The sequence below is a fragment of the Enterobacter sp. ECC-175 genome, from assembly GCF_043968675.1.
GTDB lineage: Bacteria > Pseudomonadota > Gammaproteobacteria > Enterobacterales > Enterobacteriaceae > Enterobacter.
Genome location: NZ_CP143776.1, coordinates 4,444,755 through 4,464,226 on the forward strand (window position 1 = coordinate 4,444,755; position 19,472 = coordinate 4,464,226).

Annotated in this window: 14 protein-coding genes and 1 pseudogene; 10 read left to right on the top strand and 5 right to left on the bottom strand. The window is 56.4% G+C overall.

All coding sequences use genetic code 11. The annotated features are described in order from the left end of the window. The first annotated feature begins 15 nt into the window (after positions 1 to 15). Positions 16 to 857 (top strand): annotated as a pseudogene (locus V1599_RS21035) (DUF4942 domain-containing protein). A gap of 188 nt (positions 858 to 1,045) precedes the next feature. Here the strand turns inward: V1599_RS21035 and V1599_RS21040 are convergent. Next, complete coding sequence (locus V1599_RS21040; RefSeq protein WP_112010733.1) at positions 1,046 to 1,624, bottom strand: LuxR family transcriptional regulator; 579 nt, start codon at positions 1,622 to 1,624, stop codon at positions 1,046 to 1,048. 618 nt (positions 1,625 to 2,242) lie between these two features. On the opposite strand from V1599_RS21040, the gene pgaA reads away from it, so the two are divergent. Genes pgaA through pgaD form a run of 4 tightly spaced genes read left to right on the top strand, consistent with a single transcriptional unit; the run spans position 2,243 to position 8,385 of the window. Then, positions 2,243 to 4,681 (top strand): poly-beta-1,6 N-acetyl-D-glucosamine export porin PgaA, encoded by a 2,439-nt coding sequence (gene pgaA, locus V1599_RS21045; RefSeq protein WP_395300789.1) that lies wholly within the window; start codon positions 2,243 to 2,245, stop codon positions 4,679 to 4,681. Between the two features lie 8 nt (positions 4,682 to 4,689). Continuing rightward, the gene (gene pgaB / locus V1599_RS21050; RefSeq protein WP_395300790.1) at positions 4,690 to 6,627 is read left to right on the top strand and encodes a poly-beta-1,6-N-acetyl-D-glucosamine N-deacetylase PgaB; all 1,938 of its coding nucleotides are present in this window, start codon (positions 4,690 to 4,692) and stop codon (positions 6,625 to 6,627) included. After that, positions 6,620 to 7,951 carry a poly-beta-1,6-N-acetyl-D-glucosamine synthase gene (pgaC, locus tag V1599_RS21055; protein ID WP_112010736.1) on the top strand — a complete coding sequence of 444 codons (1,332 nt, stop codon included), beginning with the start codon at positions 6,620 to 6,622 and terminating at the stop codon, positions 7,949 to 7,951. Before pgaB ends, pgaC begins: the two co-directional genes overlap by 8 nt. Next, complete coding sequence (gene pgaD, locus V1599_RS21060) at positions 7,948 to 8,385, top strand: poly-beta-1,6-N-acetyl-D-glucosamine biosynthesis protein PgaD (RefSeq protein WP_395300791.1); 438 nt, start codon at positions 7,948 to 7,950, stop codon at positions 8,383 to 8,385. The genes pgaC and pgaD overlap by 4 nt, the downstream gene beginning before the upstream one ends. 48 nt (positions 8,386 to 8,433) lie before the next feature. On the opposite strand, the gene gss is transcribed toward pgaD, so the two are convergent. Next, positions 8,434 to 10,296 (bottom strand): bifunctional glutathionylspermidine amidase/synthase, encoded by a 1,863-nt coding sequence (gene gss, locus V1599_RS21065; protein ID WP_395300792.1) that lies wholly within the window; start codon positions 10,294 to 10,296, stop codon positions 8,434 to 8,436. Positions 10,297 to 10,499: 203 nt separating this feature from the next. Here gss and yghU point away from each other — a divergent pair, with 203 nt between their 5' ends. Beyond that, positions 10,500 to 11,369 carry a glutathione-dependent disulfide-bond oxidoreductase gene (yghU, locus tag V1599_RS21070; protein ID WP_395300793.1) on the top strand — a complete coding sequence of 290 codons (870 nt, stop codon included), beginning with the start codon at positions 10,500 to 10,502 and terminating at the stop codon, positions 11,367 to 11,369. 104 nt (positions 11,370 to 11,473) lie between these two features. After that, positions 11,474 to 11,806 carry a glycine zipper family protein gene (locus V1599_RS21075; RefSeq protein ID WP_395300794.1) on the top strand — a complete coding sequence of 111 codons (333 nt, stop codon included), beginning with the start codon at positions 11,474 to 11,476 and terminating at the stop codon, positions 11,804 to 11,806. 85 nt (positions 11,807 to 11,891) lie between these two features. Here V1599_RS21075 and V1599_RS21080 read toward each other — a convergent pair whose 3' ends face one another. Beyond that, the gene (locus V1599_RS21080) at positions 11,892 to 13,436 is read right to left on the bottom strand and encodes a methyl-accepting chemotaxis protein (RefSeq protein ID WP_112010741.1); all 1,545 of its coding nucleotides are present in this window, start codon (positions 13,434 to 13,436) and stop codon (positions 11,892 to 11,894) included. Between the two features lie 699 nt (positions 13,437 to 14,135). On the opposite strand from V1599_RS21080, the gene V1599_RS21085 reads away from it, so the two are divergent. Next, positions 14,136 to 16,559 (top strand): autotransporter domain-containing protein, encoded by a 2,424-nt coding sequence (locus tag V1599_RS21085; RefSeq protein ID WP_395300795.1) that lies wholly within the window; start codon positions 14,136 to 14,138, stop codon positions 16,557 to 16,559. Between the two features lie 166 nt (positions 16,560 to 16,725). Beyond that, positions 16,726 to 17,766 carry an aldo/keto reductase gene (locus V1599_RS21090; protein ID WP_395300796.1) on the top strand — a complete coding sequence of 347 codons (1,041 nt, stop codon included), beginning with the start codon at positions 16,726 to 16,728 and terminating at the stop codon, positions 17,764 to 17,766. Between the two features lie 123 nt (positions 17,767 to 17,889). Here the strand turns inward: V1599_RS21090 and V1599_RS21095 are convergent, their stop codons facing one another. Next, entirely contained in the window at positions 17,890 to 18,378 is a 489-nt protein-coding gene (locus V1599_RS21095) for a TIGR00645 family protein (protein ID WP_112010744.1), read from the bottom strand. 81 nt (positions 18,379 to 18,459) lie between these two features. Further along, positions 18,460 to 18,963, bottom strand: a complete 504-nt coding sequence (locus V1599_RS21100; RefSeq protein WP_297116202.1) for an ESA_00282 family adhesion-associated protein — start codon at positions 18,961 to 18,963, stop codon at positions 18,460 to 18,462. Positions 18,964 to 19,066: 103 nt separating this feature from the next. Between V1599_RS21100 and V1599_RS21105 the strand changes: the two genes are divergently transcribed. Then, positions 19,067 to 19,471, top strand: a complete 405-nt coding sequence (locus V1599_RS21105) for a hypothetical protein (RefSeq protein WP_112010746.1) — start codon at positions 19,067 to 19,069, stop codon at positions 19,469 to 19,471. Position 19,472: the final 1 nt, after the last annotated feature.

The following is a 19,472-nucleotide window of genomic DNA, read 5'->3' on the forward strand; positions in this document are numbered from 1 at the left end:
TAAAGGACATAAACTATGTCAGAACTTGCTCTCACCGAATCCGAAGTGTTAACCGACAATACCGATGTAATTTGCTCGACCAGCATTGAACGTATCGTCACCGGACGCAACGCGGCGCTGGCGCAAATTGAAACGCTGATACAGCAACTCGACGATATCTCGACACTGACCAGCAACATCGGCGGTGGTAAAGCAAATAAATGGGGAGTACGGCAATACCGTTACGACTGCTGGTTGATGGATAAACCAGAAACAGCGATAAAAGCCATCACCCAAAATATCGATCGCAGCATCTGGAAAGACCTGATGAATAAGTCGGTAATACTGGCGCTCATGGACGCACAGGCACGCAACGAGTGGTACAACAGCCTGGAAAAGGACGATATTTCCGCTGTCAGTGAAGAGAATATTCTCAGCACCTTTGAGCAACCACATCAGAGTAAAGCGGAGGTGTTCGAGCGGGGGATCATTACGTGTTTAAGGGACTAAGCTGGGATTACAAGAGCAACAGCCCCTGCAAGTTCGGGAAGAAGATCATCGTTGATGGTCTGGTACAATATGACCGTTGGGGATTTCACTTCCGTCATGGGCGCAGACGTGAGCAGTTAGCGGATTTAGATCGTATGCTGAATCTGCTGGATGGTAAACCTGTTCCGGAGAATCGCAACGATCTTTCCGTCAGGCTGGATGCTCATATCCGCAAACAGCACGCTTCCGTTTTCGAAGACGAGTGTGTTGAGATACGTTACTTCCAGAAAGGGACTGGGCATATCATCTTTATACGCTTTGATTTGATTGATAAGATGAACGGAATAGTTGCCCGCTATTTTCCTGCAACCCTACCACCTCGTACCTGAACCCAAATTCGAGTCACCAGAAACAATGCAAACGGACCGAGGGTACAAATGAGGGCACAAAAATCACCAAATTAAAAATAAACCATATATATCAAAAATATAACAACAAGAATCGATTCCGAGTCCGGCACCACTATTTAGAAAAACCAGCCTTAGGGCTGGTTTTTTGCTTTTGTCTCCCGCTCAACTTAGGGATCGTTCCCATCTAAGTCCAGCAGTTTGTTTTTAAAGATGAACAAACACGCCTCGTTGAAGTTCTCCGCGCCCAGCCGTTCGGACAGCGCCGTTCTCTTCCGGTAGAGGCCTTTGACCGACGTCCCCAGCTCTCTGGCCGCCTCCTCCATCGTCTTTCCCGCTCTAAGCAGCTTCAGCATAATCGCCTCATGCGTGCATAGCCTCAGGTTAAGCAGCCACTTTGTCGTCACGCGCCTGCCCTTCATGTTCAGCACCAGGCTGAAGAACGACGCCGCATCAGACGTCGTGAACGACGTGTCCATCAGCAGCTTCATGCTAAGTAGATTCTCATCGCGGTGCCGCATATCCAGCATCACGCAGTTGATCTTTTTTTTCGTTCTTGCCGAATGGCGTATCAGGTAGCTATATAAACTCAGCGGTGAACGGCTATCAATCAATACTGAGTACTCATCGGCACCGCTATCAAATATGTTTCTGTCAATCGAATCCAGCAGGATTATATTCGGAAAAAACATCCTCATTCCCCAGAAGAGGTAGCGATCCTGCGTCACTAACACAATTGAAGTTGCCACGAGCCATCCCTTTTTGATTTAAGCCAGAATGTTCCTTCAGAAGAAGACCGCATTTGTTCTATAGCGCGCTTACAATAAAGATGAATGTTTTCAGGCTTTGTTTATCCCTTTACTACACGACGACTCGAAAAGCTGTCAAAAGACTACTCGTCAATATCCGGCATTAATTATAAGTAAAAAAAAATCTCAGAAAAGTGACTTTTATTGATATTGAGAATTTTTGTCAGGAAACTTCCCAAACATCTCCCAGAAAGTACTTTGATTCACTAAAAAAAAATACATTAAAAAAAGTTATTGAATTCATAAAAAGAAGATAAATGCATTAAAATCAAAGAGATAAATCAACTCATTCAACTTGATATCATCATCATGTTTCTCGCCATCCAGAATTATCTCAAAACACAAACCACCCTTTTCACCATATTTATCTGGCAACATATCAGGTGTACATTACCTCCCATCGATACCCAGACGTTAAGGAACCATAATTACCTTTAGGTAAGTACCCCCATAACAAAATCGTATTTGGATAAAACATTCTCATTTATGGCCTTTAACGCACCGTTAAAGGTAGCCGTGTTATGCAATGGATTCATGATAAATAAATGGCAAATAGATATGGAAAGTTCACCGCGTTTCAATACGTCATTCTCATGTCGCACACCAAAAATATTGCTTCTGTTATTCCTTTTCCCGATTATGGGTCAGGCCGCAGAAACCGTATATGAACAGCAGATTAATCAGGCCCGTAACGGTAATTACACGCCGTTTCTTCATTATCTGCAGCATTATCAACAGCAGCACGCCCTAACGCCTGAACAGGTTGCGGACTGGCTGCAGGTGGCGTCCTGGGCAGGACGTGATGATGAGGTGATTCAGGTCTGGCGGCGCTACAGCGTTTATATGCCCCTCCCTGCCCGGGGCGTGGCCGCTGCCGCGCAGTCCAGGCGAAACCAAAGGGCGTGGCAATCCTCACTTGCTCTTTGGGAGCAGGCCTTGCGCCTGGCGCCAAAGCGCGACGATTACCGTATCGGCTATATCAAAACCCTTGCCGATGCCCGTATGGATAAACAGGCCCTGCGGGAAGCCAGGAAGCGGGTGGCGGAGGATCCTTCCCAGGCACACCTCCAGACGCTCTCGTATGTCTACTTGCGTCAGGGGAAAAGCTGGGATCGGCTTCTGGCAGACACCCGCGCGCTGAATCTTGCGCCTGAGAATGAAGAAAGCCTGAACGCGCTCGTCCATTCGCTAGCGGATAATCGGATCGGCACGCCCGCGCTTGCGCTGTCGCAAAAGGTTACCTTGTCGCCCTCCCAGCGCCGCCGCCTGGAGCTTAACGCCGTCGCCGAAATTGTGCGTCTTGCCGATGCTCCCGCCCGCTCGGAGCAAGAGCGCTTTAACCTCGCGCAGGCGGCGCTCGTTCGCTATGACAGCCTGCTTTCCCGCTGGCAAAAAGAGCCGCAGGCAGAGGAGGATATTACCCGCGCCCGCATCGACCGCCTCGGCGCGCTTTACGCCCGCGGCGATTATCCGGAGGTCATCCGCGAGTATCGCGCGCTCGCGTCCGCGCAACATCCCGTTCCCGAGTGGGCCATCGGCTGGGTTATTTCCGCTTATCTGGAAGAGAAAGACGCGGACGCCGCGCTCGCCCTCCTGCAGCGCTATCCCGGCTACGCGGCCGAGACGCAGGATGATGACCATGCGCTTTTTTTCGCCCTGCTGGACACGGGGCAGTACCGGGCGGCCCGCGAGTACGTTGAGCGCATCGCCCGCAGCGCCCCCTGGAGCCGCTATGACTTTGGCTCGCCGACCGCGCAGCCTAACGATCGCTGGCTTACCGGACGGTCGCTCAGGTTTCATTATTTGCTGACGACGAATGCTCTGCCGGAGGCCCAGGCGCTGGCACAGCGGCTGGCGGCAACGGCGCCGGGAAACCAGGGATTGCAGATTGACTATGCCAGCCTGCTTCAGGCCCGGGGCCTGCCGCGCGCGGCGGAGCGAAAGCTAAAAATGGCGGAGGCGCTGGAGCCGTCCAGCATCGAGCTGGAGCAGCAGCAGGCTTACGTGGCGATGGATCTGCAGGAGTGGCGACAGATGGATCTTCTGGCCGACGATGTTCTGGCCCGCGCGCCCGCCGACGGCAGCGTAAAGCGCCTGGACAGGCTCAGAAACGTTCATCATATGTCCGAGCTGCGGATCAACGCGGGCAAGGGATTGCACTCCGATAGCCCCGTCAGCGGCACGCACGATTTGAGCTGGGACGCGACGCTCTATAGCCCTCCCATTGCGGACAGCTGGCGGCTGTTTGGCGGCACCCGCTTTGCCCAGGGCAATTTCGACGAGGGCAAAGGCACCAGCCGCCATCTGTTCGGCGGCGTCGAATGGCGGCCCCGCGATCTCCTGGTCGAGGCGGAACTTTCCGGCAACCGCTATCACGGCGCAAACAGGCCCGGCGCCCGCCTTACCGCCGCATACAGCCTGAGCGACGGCTGGCAGACCGGCGGCAGCCTCGAACGGCTGTCGCGGGCAACGCCCCTGCGAGCGCTGCGCAACGGCATTCGATCCGACCGGGGAGAGGGCTGGGTGCGTTGGTATCAAAACGAACGGCGCGAGTACCGGCTCAGCGCGGCGGCCAGCCGTTTTTCAGACCATAACCGCCGCCAGGAATACGCGCTCACCGGCAAAGAGCGCCTTTGGCAAACGCCTTCCCTGACGCTGGATCTCGAACCCGGCGTATCGGCCAGCGCCAACAGCCGTCGGGACACGCTCTACTACAACCCCGAACGGGATTTGTCCGTTACGGCAGCTCTGTCCGTCGATCACGACATGTACCGTCGCTACGACACCCTCTGGAGCCAGCAGATCGTTGCGGGCGGCGGCGGCTATTGGCAAAAAAATCAGTCCGCGGGGCCCATCACCCTCCTCGGCTACGGGCAACGCGTTCAGTGGAACAACGTCATTGATACCGGCGTGATGCTGAACTGGGATAAACGCCCCTATGACGGCAAGCGCGAAAGCAATCTTTCCGTCACGTTTGACGCGAACATACGTTTTTAAGGATGAATATGCTGACCAAACGTTTTCATATTGGCCTGATCGTCATCGGCTGGCTGTGCCTGAGCGCCGGCGCGTGCGCCCAGACTATCCCGTTTATTGCTCCGAAAGAGAGGCCGTTAACGGAGGCGAATAAGCCCTGGCCGGAGAACCGCTTTTTGGTGCTGGCCTACCACGACGTTGAAGATGATGCCGCCGACCAGCGCTACCTCTCCGTTCGCACCAGCGCGTTAAACGAGCAGATCGCCTGGCTGCTGCACAACGGCTATAACGCCATCAGCGTGCAGGATATTCTGGATGCCCATAACGGTATTAAGACGCTGCCGCCGAAGGCTTTTTTGCTCAGCTTTGACGACGGCTACAGCAGCTTCTACACCCGCGTCTGGCCGCTGCTTGAAGCCTGGAAGGTCCCTGCGCTGTGGGCACCTGTCGGCAGCTGGGTGGATACGCCGGCGAATCAGGCGGTCAATTTCGGCGGGCTGATCACGCCCCGCGAGCGCTTTGCGACCTGGGATAACGTGCGGGAGCTCAGCCGCTCTCCGCTGGTTGAGATAGGTTCACACACCTGGGCCTCGCATTACGGGATACCGGCTAACCCGCAGGGAAGCCGCGAGCCCGCGGTGGCGAATCGCCTCTACGACAGCAAAACGGGACGTTACGAAACGGACGCGCAGTTCAGCCAGCGGATCGGCGAAGACGTCCGAAAAGTGACCGACAAAATCACCCGCGTGACGGGGAAAGCGCCCCGCGCCTGGGTCTGGCCCTATGGTGCCGCCAGCGGCACGTCGCTGGCTATCGCCAAAAAGCAGGGTTATCAGCTTGCCTTTACGCTTGAGGACGGGCTGGCGGACGTGCGGCAGCTCGACAGTATTCCGCGCCTGCTGATAGCCGGAAACCCTTCCATCAAGAGCTTTGCCCGCGCGGTCACCGGCATTCAGGAACGCGACCCCGTGCGCGTGATGCACGTCGATCTTGACTACGTGTACGACCGCGATCCGGCGCAGCAAACCAAAAACATCAACGCCCTCATCCAGCGGGTTTACGACATGAAGATTAGCCACGTTTTTCTGCAGGCGTTTTCCGACCCGCAGGGCGATGGCAAGATCAAAGCGCTTTACTTCCCCAACCGCGGGCTTCCGGTCCGGGCCGATCTGTTCAATTTTGTTGCCTGGCAGCTGCAAACCCGCGCGGGCGTCAAAGTCTACGCGTGGATGCCGGTGCTCTCATTCAGTCTCGCCCCTTCCCTGCCGCGCGTGCAGCGCCGGGATCCTGAAACCGGCAGGCTGCGCGAGGCCACGGAGCCCTATGTTCGTCTCGCGCCGTGGAGCCCGCAGGTTCGCCAGCAAGTGACGGAAATCTATGAAGATCTGGCCCGATACGCCAGCTTCAACGGGATCTTGTTCCATGACGACGCGGTGCTGACGGACGTTGACGATGCCGGGCAGGAGAGCGTGCGGCAAAAGAGCCAAATGCTGATCGGGTTTACCCGTGCCCTGAGCCAGGCGGTGAAGGACATTCGCGGCCCGCAGATAAAAACCGCGCGCAATATGTTCGCCTTGCCCATTCTGCAGCCCGAAAGCGAAGCGTGGTTTGCCCAGAATCTCGATGATTTTCTGGCCGCCTACGACTGGACGGTGCCCATGGCGATGCCGCTGATGGAGTCCGTTCCGGCGCAAGAGAGCAATGCCTGGCTGACGCGGCTGGTTAAGGCCGTCGCCGCGCGCCCCGGCGCGCTCGATAAAACCATTTTCGAGCTGCAGGCCAGGGAATGGGCGCAAACACCACCGCGCGCCGTGTCCGATAGCCAGCTCGCAGAGTGGATGCGCGTGCTTCAGCTTAACGGCATCAAAAACTATGGCTACTACCCCGACGATTTCATCAACAACCAACCTGATATTTCACGCATCAGGCCTGAATTTTCCTCGTACTGGTATCCGGACAATGACTGATCGCATTATCGCCTTCTCAATTTTATGCCTGGTATTCGGGCTGCCGCTCGGCGTGGCCGCCATGTTTACCGGCGAGCTGATTCTGGATTTTGTGTTCTTTTGGCCGCTGTTCATGTCCGTGCTGTGGATAACCGGCGGGCTCTACTTCTGGTATCAGCTTGAACGACGCTGGTCATGGGACAGGCAAACGCCCGCCCCTGCTCTCGCCGGCGAGCCGTTAATTTCCATCCTGATCCCCTGCTTCAACGAGGAGCGGAACGCCCGGGAGACCATTACCGCCGCGCTGCATCAGCGCTACGAGAATATTGAGGTTATCGCGATCAACGATGGTTCATCCGATAACACCGCGCAGGTGCTGCACAAGCTGGCCCAGGAAGAGCCGCGCCTGCGCGTGATAAACCTCGCGGAAAACCAGGGCAAAGCGCTCGCGCTCAAGGCGGGCGCGGCGGCGGCGAGAGGCGACCTGCTGGTCTGCATCGACGGCGACGCCTTGCTCGACAGGGATACGGCCGCTTATCTGGTCGCGCCCCTGATCCAGTATCCTCACGTCGGCGCGGTCACGGGAAATCCGCGCATCCGCACGCGCTCCACGCTGATTGGCCGCATTCAGGTGGGTGAGTTTTCATCGATCATTGGCCTGATAAAGCGCACGCAGCGGATCTACGGCCGGGTCTTCACCGTGTCAGGCGTCATCGCTGCCTTTCGCCGCCAGGCGCTGGCGGACGTGGGGTACTGGAGCCCGGATATGATCACCGAAGATATCGACATTAGCTGGAAGCTTCAGCTTCGCCACTGGGATATTTTTTTCGAGCCGCGCGCGCTGTGCTGGATCCTGATGCCCGAGACGCTAAAGGGCCTGTGGAAACAGCGATTGCGCTGGGCGCAGGGCGGCGCGGAGGTTTTTCTGGTCAATCTTCGCAAGATCGTGCGCTGGGAACATCACCGCATGTGGCCCCTGTTTCTGGAGTACGCGCTTTCCACGCTGTGGGCGTTTGCCTACGCGATGACCGTGCTGCTGTTCATTTTCAGCCACACCGTTACGCTGCCTGCGAACCTCGCCGTCGAGAGCCTGTTTCCCCCGGAGTTTACCGGGCTGCTGCTCGGGGTTATGTGCCTGCTGCAATTCCTCGCCAGCCTCTACATCGAGCGGCGCTATGAAAGAAAGATCGCGGGCTCGCTGTTCTGGGTGATCTGGTTCCCGATGGTGTACTGGATGATTGGCCTGTTCACCACCCTCGTGGCATTTCCGAAAGTGATGCTTAAGCGCCAGCGCTCGCGGGCGCGTTGGATCAGCCCCGATCGCGGAAAAGGAAGCCTTCAATGAGCGAAAATACGTTAATTTTGACCGAGCATCGGCTGTTGCCCCGCCTCTTCGATGCGGCGCTCACCCTGCTGGCGTGGGGAGGATTTCTCTTTTTCCTCTATGCCAACTTGTGGATACAGTTTACCGACGAGAGCAACCACCGCTGGGGGATCATCATTGCCTCCTTTAATACGGTGCTGATCTATTTACTGATCGCCGCGCTAAACGGCTGGCTGCTGATCCTCTGGTATCAGTACAACCGCCGTCGGGCGCACGTGCGGCGCCATCGCCGGCAGGAATCGCTGCGCCACGAGGAGCTTGCCCGAAGCTTCAACGTTTCACCGCAGATCATCTCAGAGATGAGCCAGTACAACCTGCTGACGGTTTATCATGACCAGATCGGCCGCATCATTGATTTAAAGATTAACGAGCAGCAGGACGAGGAAGAACGGTAAAAAAAGCCCCCGCAGGATCGCCCGCGGGGGCTTGTATTGCGCTGATGCCTATTTATCCTTCAGTACGATCAGCGGCTCAATATCGCTCTCTTTTTTCACCACCAGCGAATCATCCCCGCGCAGGCACGTTCCGCCGTAGTTTCCGCCAACGGTAAAGGTACACACCTGAATGTACTTCCCGTCCACCTTCGGTAAACACCAGAGCTGCTGGTAGATGTTTTTGCGGTCGACAAACCTGCCGCTGGATTGATCCAGCAGTTCATCTTTGGCGCTAATCAGATCGATATTGCTGCCGCAGCGTCCGGCAATAGGCTTCACGGCGTAGCCGGTCTGCTTCAGCAGGTCGTTAACCTCAAAGTCGGTGTCCAGCAGATAGCGGTGGTTCGGGAACAGCTGCCAGAGCACGGTCAAAATGGCCTTGTTGCCGGGGATCACCGTCCACAGCGGCTCAAAGACCAGCACTTCCGGGCGCAGCAGCACGTCAATCAGCCGCACCTCGCCTGCCGGATGACCGGTGCGGATCGGCACGGCGGCGTACTCGGTTTCGCTCACCTCGCGGATCTGCTCGATCGCCGTCTCCCACGCCCAGGTTTTCCACACGCAGTTAACGTGGCGGCCCTCGTCGTCGATCAGCTGCCCGGCGCTGTCCCAGCTGAGCGCGCCCAGCCCGTGGAGGATCTTGGTTTCAAACCCGGCCTGCATCAGCGAGCGCTGGATAAAGAGCGCGTGGTAGTCCTCCTCCACGTCGTTGTCCTGCATGATATGCACGAACGGACGCGCGTGGCTGTGCTTCCACGCGCCGGTCAGCTCTTCCAGCAGCCCTTCCGCGGGGTTATGCCCGTTACCGCGATAGCCGTTTTTCACCCACTCTTCAAGGATCAGGCCGCCCTCGGTGTGGCAGGAGGCGGAGTCGGCGTTGTACTCGTAAACCTTGATGCCGCGCTCGTCCATGCAGAAGTCCATACGGCCGGTGATCATATGGTGGCGACGCCACTGCCAGGAGAGGCGCAGGCGCGGCCAGAGGATTTTCGGAATGTCGAACAGCGCCAGCAGGTTATCGTCCTTCAGCACCTTGTCCGTCGCGTGGAGGTACATCAGGTGCAGCTCGTTGGTGGCCTTGATCAGCTCCTGCTCGGCGCTTTCGGTGATGGTGAAATACTGGCAGGGATCTTTATTGATCGCGTGGCCGTTGGCGCGAACGTACGCCTGCTGAAGGGCATCGTTTTCGTTCAGCCATTTACCGTCGAACTGCCGTTTATTCTCAAGGCGTGCGCCGCGGATTTTCAGCAGCTCGCCGTCCACTTCCGGCTGGGGAAGGCCGTGTTCCGTATCGCTGGTCTGGATCATCCAGCCCAGAATTTCCGTGTCGCTGAAGGTGTCATGCAGCGTGTAGCAGCCGTTCTCAACGGTCATGCGCAGCTCGCGCGTCCACTGCTGGCCGAGCGGAAGCGGAGAGTGGATAACGTTCTGCTCCGCCACGCGCACCTTGTCGCCGCAAAGCTGGGTAATGACGGCCACGTGCCCGGTTTCGTGGAACTCGCCGCCCTTTTGCCAGATCAGCAGCGCCCCGGCCCGCGGCGCGCGCCTGGAGCCGTTAGCAAACGCCTGCAGCGGCAGAATATTGTCGTTCACCACCTCGCGCAGGAAGCGCAGGGAGAAGATTTCCCACGCCATGCCGACGTCGGTGAAGACACAGCCGTAGTTAAGGAACAGGAAACGGCGCGCGAACTCTACGCACTGCCACTTATGCCCCATGTATTCGTTGCCGATATAGCTGCGAAAATCCGCCTCTTCCGGGTAGTGACGCGGATCGAGGCTGTCGTAATTCGAGGAGTAGATTGCCACGCCACCCGGCGCATAGCCTAACAACGTCCCAAACGGGGCGTTACTGCTTAACTTTCCTTTACGCATGTGTCCAACCTGAAGCTGGCAGGCGGCAATTTTTGTAAGGTTGTCGTCGTCTGCACATTGAGATTAACCTGACAGAGGTGGACTTATCATACACCTGCCTTCGGAAAAATATCGAGCCGCTTCGGATAACGCCTCTCAACGTTAAACCGATCGTTTATCTCCTGCTACACTCCCTCAACACATCACTCAAAAGGCAGGCCAACATGTCAGACAACACTTACCAGCCACCGAAAGTATGGGAATGGAAAAAGAATGCCAACGGCGGCGCGTTCGCCAGTATCAACCGTCCAATCTCAGGCGCTACGCACGATAAGGACCTGCCCGTCGGCAAGCATCCGCTGCAGCTTTACTCCCTGGGCACGCCTAACGGCCAGAAGGTCACCATCATGCTGGAAGAGCTGCTGGCGCTGGGCGTGACGGGCGCGGAGTACGACGCGTGGCTGATCCGCATCGGCGAAGGGGATCAGTTCTCCAGCGGTTTTGTTGAGGTAAACCCAAACTCAAAAATCCCTGCCCTGCGCGACCATTCCACCACGCCGCCAACGCGGGTCTTTGAATCCGGCAGCATCCTGCTGTACCTGGCGGAGAAGTTTGGTCACTTCCTGCCGAAAGATCCCGCCGGACGCACCGAGACGCTGAACTGGCTGTTCTGGCTGCAGGGCGCGGCCCCGTTCCTCGGCGGCGGCTTTGGTCACTTCTATAACTATGCCCCGGTGAAGATTGAGTACGCGATCGACCGCTTCACCATGGAGGCCAAGCGCCTGTTCGACGTGCTGGACAAGCAGCTGGCGCGCGGACGCTACGTGGCGGGTGAAGAGTACACCATCGCCGACATGGCCATCTGGCCGTGGTTTGGCTGCGTGGCGCTGGGCAGCGTCTATAACGCCGCAGAGTTCCTGGACGCGGAGAAGTACGTCAACGTCCAGCGCTGGGCGAAGGACGTGGCGAATCGTCCGGCGGTGAAGCGCGGGCGCATCGTCAACCGCACTAACGGCGAGCTGAACGAGCAGCTGTATGAACGCCACGCGGCGAGCGATTTCGACACCCATACCGAGGATAAACGTCAGGCTTGATCCTCTAGCGGGCGGTTTGCCGCCCGCATTAATCGCCTACCGGGTATATGAGCGCGCTGGCAGACTTCGCCTCGTCGTCAGATCTCTCATTACAAGGAACGGTTATGAAATACCTCAAAACAACGCTTTTTCTGAGCGCATTTATCGTATCAACCTCCGGCATGGCAATGGACAAAACTGCAGCAGGCGCGGTCGCAGGTGCTGCTATAGGCGCGGTTGCGGGTAAAGATGTGAAATCAACCGTGGGCGGCGCGGTTGTCGGCGCGGGGACGGGCGCAATGTTTAAAAACGGTGAGAAGGGTAAAGCGGCGCGTAAAGGCGGCGCGATTGGGGCCGCCGTTGGCGCAGGCGCGGCGGTAGTGACCGGCAAAAGCGTATTGAAAGGCGCAGCCGTCGGCGCGGGTTCAGGTGCGCTGATTGGTGAAGCGACGCATTAATGTCCTACGCCGGGCAACATCATTTTCGCCCGATTGAATACGAACTAAAAGAATGAGGGCCGCCTCATGCGGCCCTTCGCAGACGCTACGCGGTAAGGCGGAACTGCTGAACCGAGCGCTGAAGCGCTTCGGTCTGGCGCTCAAGCGCCGTCGCCGCGGCAGAGACCTGCTCCACCAGCGAGGCGTTCTGCTGGGTGACCCCGTCCATCTGTGCGATCGCGATGCCAACCTGGGAAATTCCCTGGCTTTGCTCCTCGGACGCGGAGGCGATTTGCTTCATGATCGTCGTCACTTCCGTCACGTCGCGCAGGATGGCCTCCATGGTGCTGCCGGTATCATTGACCAGCCGGGCGCCCTGCTCGATGCGCGAAACCGAATCGGCAATCAGGCCCTCGATCTCTTTAGCCGCATTGGCGCTTCGGCTCGCCAGATTGCGTACTTCACCTGCCACCACGGCAAAGCCGCGCCCCTGCTCACCGGCTCGCGCCGCTTCTACCGCCGCGTTGAGCGCCAGAATATTGGTCTGGAACGCAATGCTGTTGATGACGTTGGTAATTTCAGCAATTTTCTTCGAGCTGTCGGAAATGCCGCTCATGGTGGTCACCACGTCTTCCACCAGCGTGCCGCCGCGGCTGGCCGTCCCGGAGGCCACGTCCGCCAGCTGGCTTGCCTGCCGCGCGCTTTCCGCGTTCAGCTTCACCGTCGCCGTCAGCTGCTCCATGCTGGCCGCGGTCTCTTCCAGCGCGGCAGCCTGCTCTTCGGTGCGTGACGAGAGGTCGTTATTCCCGCTGGAGATTTCCGTCGCGCCGCGCCAGATGTTTTCACTGCCCGAGCGGATGGTGCTCACCGCTTCGCGCAGGCTGTCCTGCATCGCGCTTAAGAGCGGGACCAGCTGGCCGACGCAGTTGCGCCCGAACGGTTCGATCGGCTGGCTGAGATCGCCCTGCGCAATCTGGCGGAACTGATGGCGGATGCGGTCCAGCGGCTTAACCAGCATGGCCACAAGATAGCGATCGGTGAAAAGCAGGATTAGCAGGCCAATAATCGTGGCGCTGATGATGATCGTCCGGGTCATGCTGGTGAGCGCATCCACCACGACGCGCGTGCTGTCGAGCCTGTCCCCTGCGGCCTTGTTGAAGCGCTCGGCGGCGGCGCCAAACGCGCGGCTCAGCGGCGGCGTGACGTTATTGGCCTGCTGGCGATAGCCGTCCAGAGACGTTTTAGCCTGCTCCATCTGCGGCGTAATGCCCTGCTCCAACAGCGCCTGCCAGGTGCTGATAACCTGCGCGGACACCTGCGCGTCCATTGGGCCTGGCGAAATGGCCTTCATCTGCTCAAACTTTTGCCGCATATTGTCCAGCGCCTGCTGGGCAGAGGCCAGATCCGGCGTGCCGCCAGCCGCTTTGGCTTCCATGGCGCGGCTCAGGCGCGTGACGAAACGGAAGTATTGATCGTTGCCCTGGCTCAGCACCGTCATTTGCTGAACCAGCTGGCGGTCTACCTCGTTGCCGTCGGAAACGCGGGAAAGTGACCAGGTGCTGTACAGGCCAACGCCGGCCCACATTAAACAAAAGATCCCCAGTATCGTCAGCATGACGAAGCGGATAGTAAAATTACGAAGCATCTGCATAGAGTATTCCTGGTCGTGAGGGTGAGTTCGCCCTGCGGCGAGTACTACCCTCGTTATCGGCAGGAAATGACGAAGTTCTACTTTTTCGGGACGCTTTTGATAAAAAAAAGGGCTGTCCTTTCAATTAGCGGAAATTGTTCATCGCCGCGCGGGAAATTCCCCTATAAAACGCATGAGTTAATATTGCTCAAGATGTAAAAATGTAAAACTCGCAAAGTTTCAATTTCTCGCCTCAACGACGATAACAGCTCAGAACATTTGCACATCAGATTGTTTGCACCCCAATCATTCATGACAAATAAAGTTAGCACGCTAATTGTGCATTAAAATTCACAGAGCAAATGCATTTTGCTTTATCCATCCATCTTGATAATTAAAACACACTTAGAATTACTTAATTCGCCTTTAAGTTTAATTACATTCACAAAGACTAAGAACGTTCTTATATCCTTATTTTTCTTTTAAAAAGAGGGCCACTTTTTTTGATATCTCAGAGTTTTAAAAATGCGCAAACTAATGAAAAAGACGTTGATCTCACAGTGTGTCCTATTGGCTTTAGCTTCGTTTGGTACGCAGGCGGCCGCAAAACCCACCGGGAGCGCAACCGCATGCCAAAATGGCTCAACCTCCCAGACCTGCGGCTTAACGAAATATACCGATAACAACTATTATCAGGATAGAGGCGTTACCAATGCGGTAATGGCCGATGCTACTTCAACCAATATTTATATGGACGGCGCGCGCAAGAGCAGCGACACGCAGTCATTAACCGTCTCCGGCACCAACATGAACGGGCACTATATTCAGGGCAGCAGCGGCGGGACGGCAAATATTACGGTCAATAACGGCGCGAGCGTGGATATGATCGAAGCCGGGAGCGCAGCACATAAGACGAATACCACCGTGACGGTGGATAACGCCACGCTGAACGGGGAGAACGACAGCGTCTATTACGATACTCCAGGAAAAAAGGCGGGTGATAAAGCCTATATGATGGGCTCTGCGATATACCTCGACCCGCTGGACAACGGCGATCACGCCGTGAATATTACCAACGGCAGCAAGCTGCACGGCAGCATCGTCAGCGCGGGCGAAGGTAAGCAAACTATTTCCATGAGCAACAGCAGCATGGATAAAGGCGGTATTTACGCCGGCAGCCTGAAGGCTGATACCCAGATTTCGCTGACGAATTCGACCATTGACGCTTCCCAGAGTGAAATATCGCAAAATATCGATACCCTCGCGGCAAAAATTAAAGCGAAATATCCCGATAAAAATATCAACCTTGACGCTTTCGATGATGTGGCCGTCGGCGTTTACGGCACCACCAACACCGGCCTGACGATGAATAACAGCATTGTCACCGGCGATATCGGCGTAATTAATGAAAAAGGCACAACCAACCTTTCGCTGACCAATAAAAGCGTGGTGAACGGCGACGTCACGCTTCAGGGCAATTCGTCGAATACCCTTCTGGTAGATAACAGCACCATTACCGGCGACATCGATGCCAGCAAAAACAGCGGCAACACCACGATTACCCTGAATAATAACGCCACGGTGAACGGCGATGTGAAAACGGGCGCCGGGGATGACACGCTGGTGTTGACCAATAACTCCCACGTTGATGGAAACGTGGACGGCGGCAGCGGCAGCGACACGCTCTCCATGGATGCGGGCAGCTCCATTACCGGGCAAATCAGCGAGTTCGAAACGGTGAATACCACCAGCGATAACAGCATCAGCATTGATACCATTAACGATTCCACCACCTGGAGCCTGCAGGACGGTTCTTCCCTGGTCGCCACGTCTACCGGCAGCAACGCGCTGGTCACCATGAGCACCGACAGCTTCGTTAACTTTGGCAAAATCACCGGCGCGAACAACGCTATCGTGGTGGCCAGCATTACGCCGACGGCGCAAAGCAAAAGCGGCGTGGTTCTGGGGACGTTCAGTACCTCCAGCAGCAGCGCGCCGCAGAACTACGCTGCCGCGACCTTCACCAACGGCCAGGATAGCGTGGAAAACCGCAGCGGTGCCTATAACTACGATAACAGCCTGGATATCGTGGCCGCGGACGACGCGCCGCAAACCCTGCTGACCGCCGACAACAGCTACAGCTGGAACGTGGTCTTTAACAGCGAGCAAGGCTCCCTGGCAAGCGACGTGCAGGGGCTGGTTGCCGGCCTGGACGCGGCCGAGCAGGCGGGCCATCAGGTTGCTGACGACATCACAAACCATATGAATCAGGTTCATCTGGCAAATCTGCTGGGCGTCCAGCGGGACGGCGCGCAGGTATGGGGCGACTTCCTGTATCAAAACGGCAACTTCAGCAACGACGTTGACTACAAGAGCATCACCCAGGGCGCACAGGGCGGCGTAGACTGGACGGCGCACACCGCTAACGGCGACAGCGTTACCGGCGGTATCGCGCTGGCCTGGACCCGCAGCCGCGTGCAGGACACCAACAGCGGTGCCGACGGCTTCAACGACACCGTTTACGGCAACTACTACAGCCTCTACGGCGGCTGGCAGCAGGCGCTGAACGGCAAAGGCTGGGGCCTGTTCGCCGACGGCAGCTTCAGCTATGGCGACATGCGCTATACCCTTTCCGCGAACAACGTGACGGGCGACACCAGCGGCATGACCGAAGCGCTGCACGGCTCAACCGACGGCAGCCTTTATATTGCCCAGGCCCGCACCGGCGTGAACGTGCTGCTGCCTGACGAAACGCTACTGCAGCCGTACGCGACCCTCGGCTGGGATCGCACCAGGGCGAACGGCTTCTCCGACAGCGAAGTGACCTTCTCCGACAGCCAGGTTTCCTCATGGAACGGCGGCGCCGGCCTGCGCCTGACCACCACCCTGAGCGATCTGCACAGCAACGTGAAGGTGATGCCGTGGATTGACGCCCGCTTCCAGGCGGAGTTCAGCGACGATACCGACATCAAGGCGGCGGATTATCACAATACCTCCGGCCATAACAACACGATGGGTATCTTCGGTGCCGGGGTTAACGCAACCATCGCCCACAACTTCACCCTCAATACCGGCGTGTATCTGGGCACCGGCGATGTGGATAACGACGCCAGCGTTCAGGCGGGTATGAGCTACAGCTTCTGATCGTGAATGCCGGGCGGCGGCGTCGCCCTGCCCGGCCTACCGCTTCCCGCGCTCGCGGAAAATGCCTTTGCCGTCGGGCGCGTCATCGCATCTCTCCCCAATTTGTGATTTGATAAGAACAGAATGAAAACGCTGTTTCGAAAATTCATCGACAAAAGGAGACATCATGTCCTGGCAACCCTACGCTGGCCGATATGAGAACATGCAGTACCGCTACTGCGGAAAAAGCGGGCTTCGTCTGCCCGCGCTCTCGCTCGGCCTGTGGCACAGCTTCGGCCACGTTCAGCCGCTGGATAACCAGCGCGCCCTGCTGCGCAAAGCGTTCGATCTCGGCATTACCCATTTCGATCTCGCCAATAACTACGGCCCGCCGCCGGGCAGCGCGGAGGAAAACTTTGGCCGCCTGCTGCGCGAGGACTTCGCCGGACTGCGCGACGAGCTGATTATTTCCACCAAGGCGGGTTATGACATGTGGCCTGGCCCGTACGGCTCGGGCGGCTCGCGTAAGTACCTGCTCGCCAGCCTCGACCAGAGCCTGAAGCGCATGGGCGTAGAGTACGTCGATATTTTCTACTCTCACCGCGTGGATGAAAACACGCCCATGGAAGAGACCGCCGCCGCGCTGGCGCACGCCGTACAGAGCGGCAAAGCGCTGTACGTGGGGATTTCGTCCTACTCCACGGAGCGCACGCGCGCCATGGCCGACCTGCTGCGCGAGTGGAAGATCCCGCTGCTGATCCACCAGCCTTCCTATAACCTGCTCAACCGCTGGGTTGATAAAACCGGCCTGCTTGACGCGCTGGAGGAAAACGGTACGGGCTGTATCGCTTTTACGCCGCTGGCGCAGGGGCTGCTGACGGGAAAATACCTGAACGGCATTCCGGAGGGATCGCGCATGCAGCGCGAAGGCAAGAAGGTGCGGGGCCTGACGGAAAAAATGCTCACCGATGCCAACCTGAATAGCCTGCACCTGCTCAATGAGATGGCGCACGCGCGCGGGCAAACCATGGCACAAATGGCGCTGAGCTGGCTGCTGAAGGACAATCGCGTGACGTCGGTGCTGATCGGTGCCAGCCGACCGGAGCAGTTGGAAGAGAACGTTCAGGCGCTGAACAAGCTGCGCTTTACGGAAGAAGAGCTGAAGCGGATCGACCAGCACGTCGCGGACGGAGAGCTGAATTTATGGCAGGCGTCGTCGGATAAATAGAAAAGGAATTTCCCCCTCACCCCGGCCCTCTCCCCATAGGGGAGAGGGAGAAAGGCCGCACCGAGCAGTCCCCTCTCCCCTATGGGGAGAGGGTTAGGGTGAGGGGTAATAATTGTAATTCACTTACTTCTTACTGATCTTATCCAGGTACCCCATCACGAATGCCGACAGCACAAACGTCAGGTGGATAATCACGTACCACATCAGCTTGTTGTCCGGGACGTTCTTCGCATCCATAAACACGCGCAGCAAATGGATGGACGAAATCGCCACGATCGACGCGGCAACTTTGTTTTTCAGCGACGAGGCATCCATTTTGCCCAGCCAGTTGAGCTTTTCTTTACGCTCGTCGATATCCAGCTGGGAGACGAAGTTTTCATAGCCGGAGAACATCACCATCACCAGCAGCCCGCCCACCAGCGTCATATCAACCAGCGACAGCAGCACCAGAATTAAATCGGCTTCCGCAATGGAGAAGATGTTCGGCAGGACGTGAATGATTTCCTGGAAGAATTTGATCGTCAGCGCGATCAGCGCCAGCGAAAGGCCAAAATAGACGGGGGCAAGTATCCAGCGCGAGGCGTACATTGCATTTTCAAAGAAGCGTTCCATAAAGTCCTGTCAGCAAACGAAACCAGTGCGCAGTATATCTCAACGGCGCTCACTGTTTGCAACAACTAACCAACAAAAACCCTACACATCGTCAGGATTAACCTCCGGGCGCGCATACTCTGGCCACACCAACGCCACCAGCTCCGGATAAGCCTCAAGGCTAAACTCGCGAAAACACTGGCGCAGGTTTAATACGTCCAGATCGGAGTGGGATACCTTTTCTCCGTTCAGACAGCGCTTTTTGATATTGTCATAATATTTATAGACCGCTGAATTGAGATCGCTACAGCGACGCTGCGCGTCAAACAAGCCCGGCGTGTCATTAATGTCTGACATGTTCATACGCTTTATTGTTGCGTGTAAAAAATCAATATATTCGTGATTAACCCGCCAGTACCAAACGGGTGTAACCGCGTTCATCAATAAGGAGAAATGGTCTTCACCTTCTTCTTTTGACATCGGCTCCGGTTGCGGCGTCGCGTGGGGCGCTTTTGATATCTGAGTTTTATTGAACTCATGCATCAAAAAAAGCACGCCTGCGGTCAATAATAGTAACGTTATGACCGTAAAGAAAATGCTGTTCATGGGTAGGCTCCATTTTTTTTGATTTTAAAATTGCCTCATGATATTGTCAACGAATCTCACGCCTTTATCAATCCCACCCTGTTGAAATTAAAGGAAATTAAAAATGTTGCCCGACAATCTTGTTCCGGCTAAGTACCACATCACGTCTGTGGAACAGCTTTCGACGGAAGCAGAAAAAGAGGCTAATTTCACTCAGGGGAAAAGAAAACTCTCCGATTATGAATCCGACATATTAATTGGCGTATCCCGAACGGGTAAGTCGCGTAATATGTTGCTGGAAGAGCACGACCGTCATATCAAAGAGCGCTTATTTCGCGCCATAAAAATTGAGGCCTTCGTCCACCTGCTTAACGATCTTCAGGCCGAGGGCGAAATAGATGCGCAAAAACTTAGCCAAATAATGACGGAAAAAACCCGAGAAATAAATGAAGCGGGCAATGAAATTTGGCTTAATCTAATTACGCGAGAAAAAAACACCCCCATTTTTTATCACCTGGGTGATGATTAAA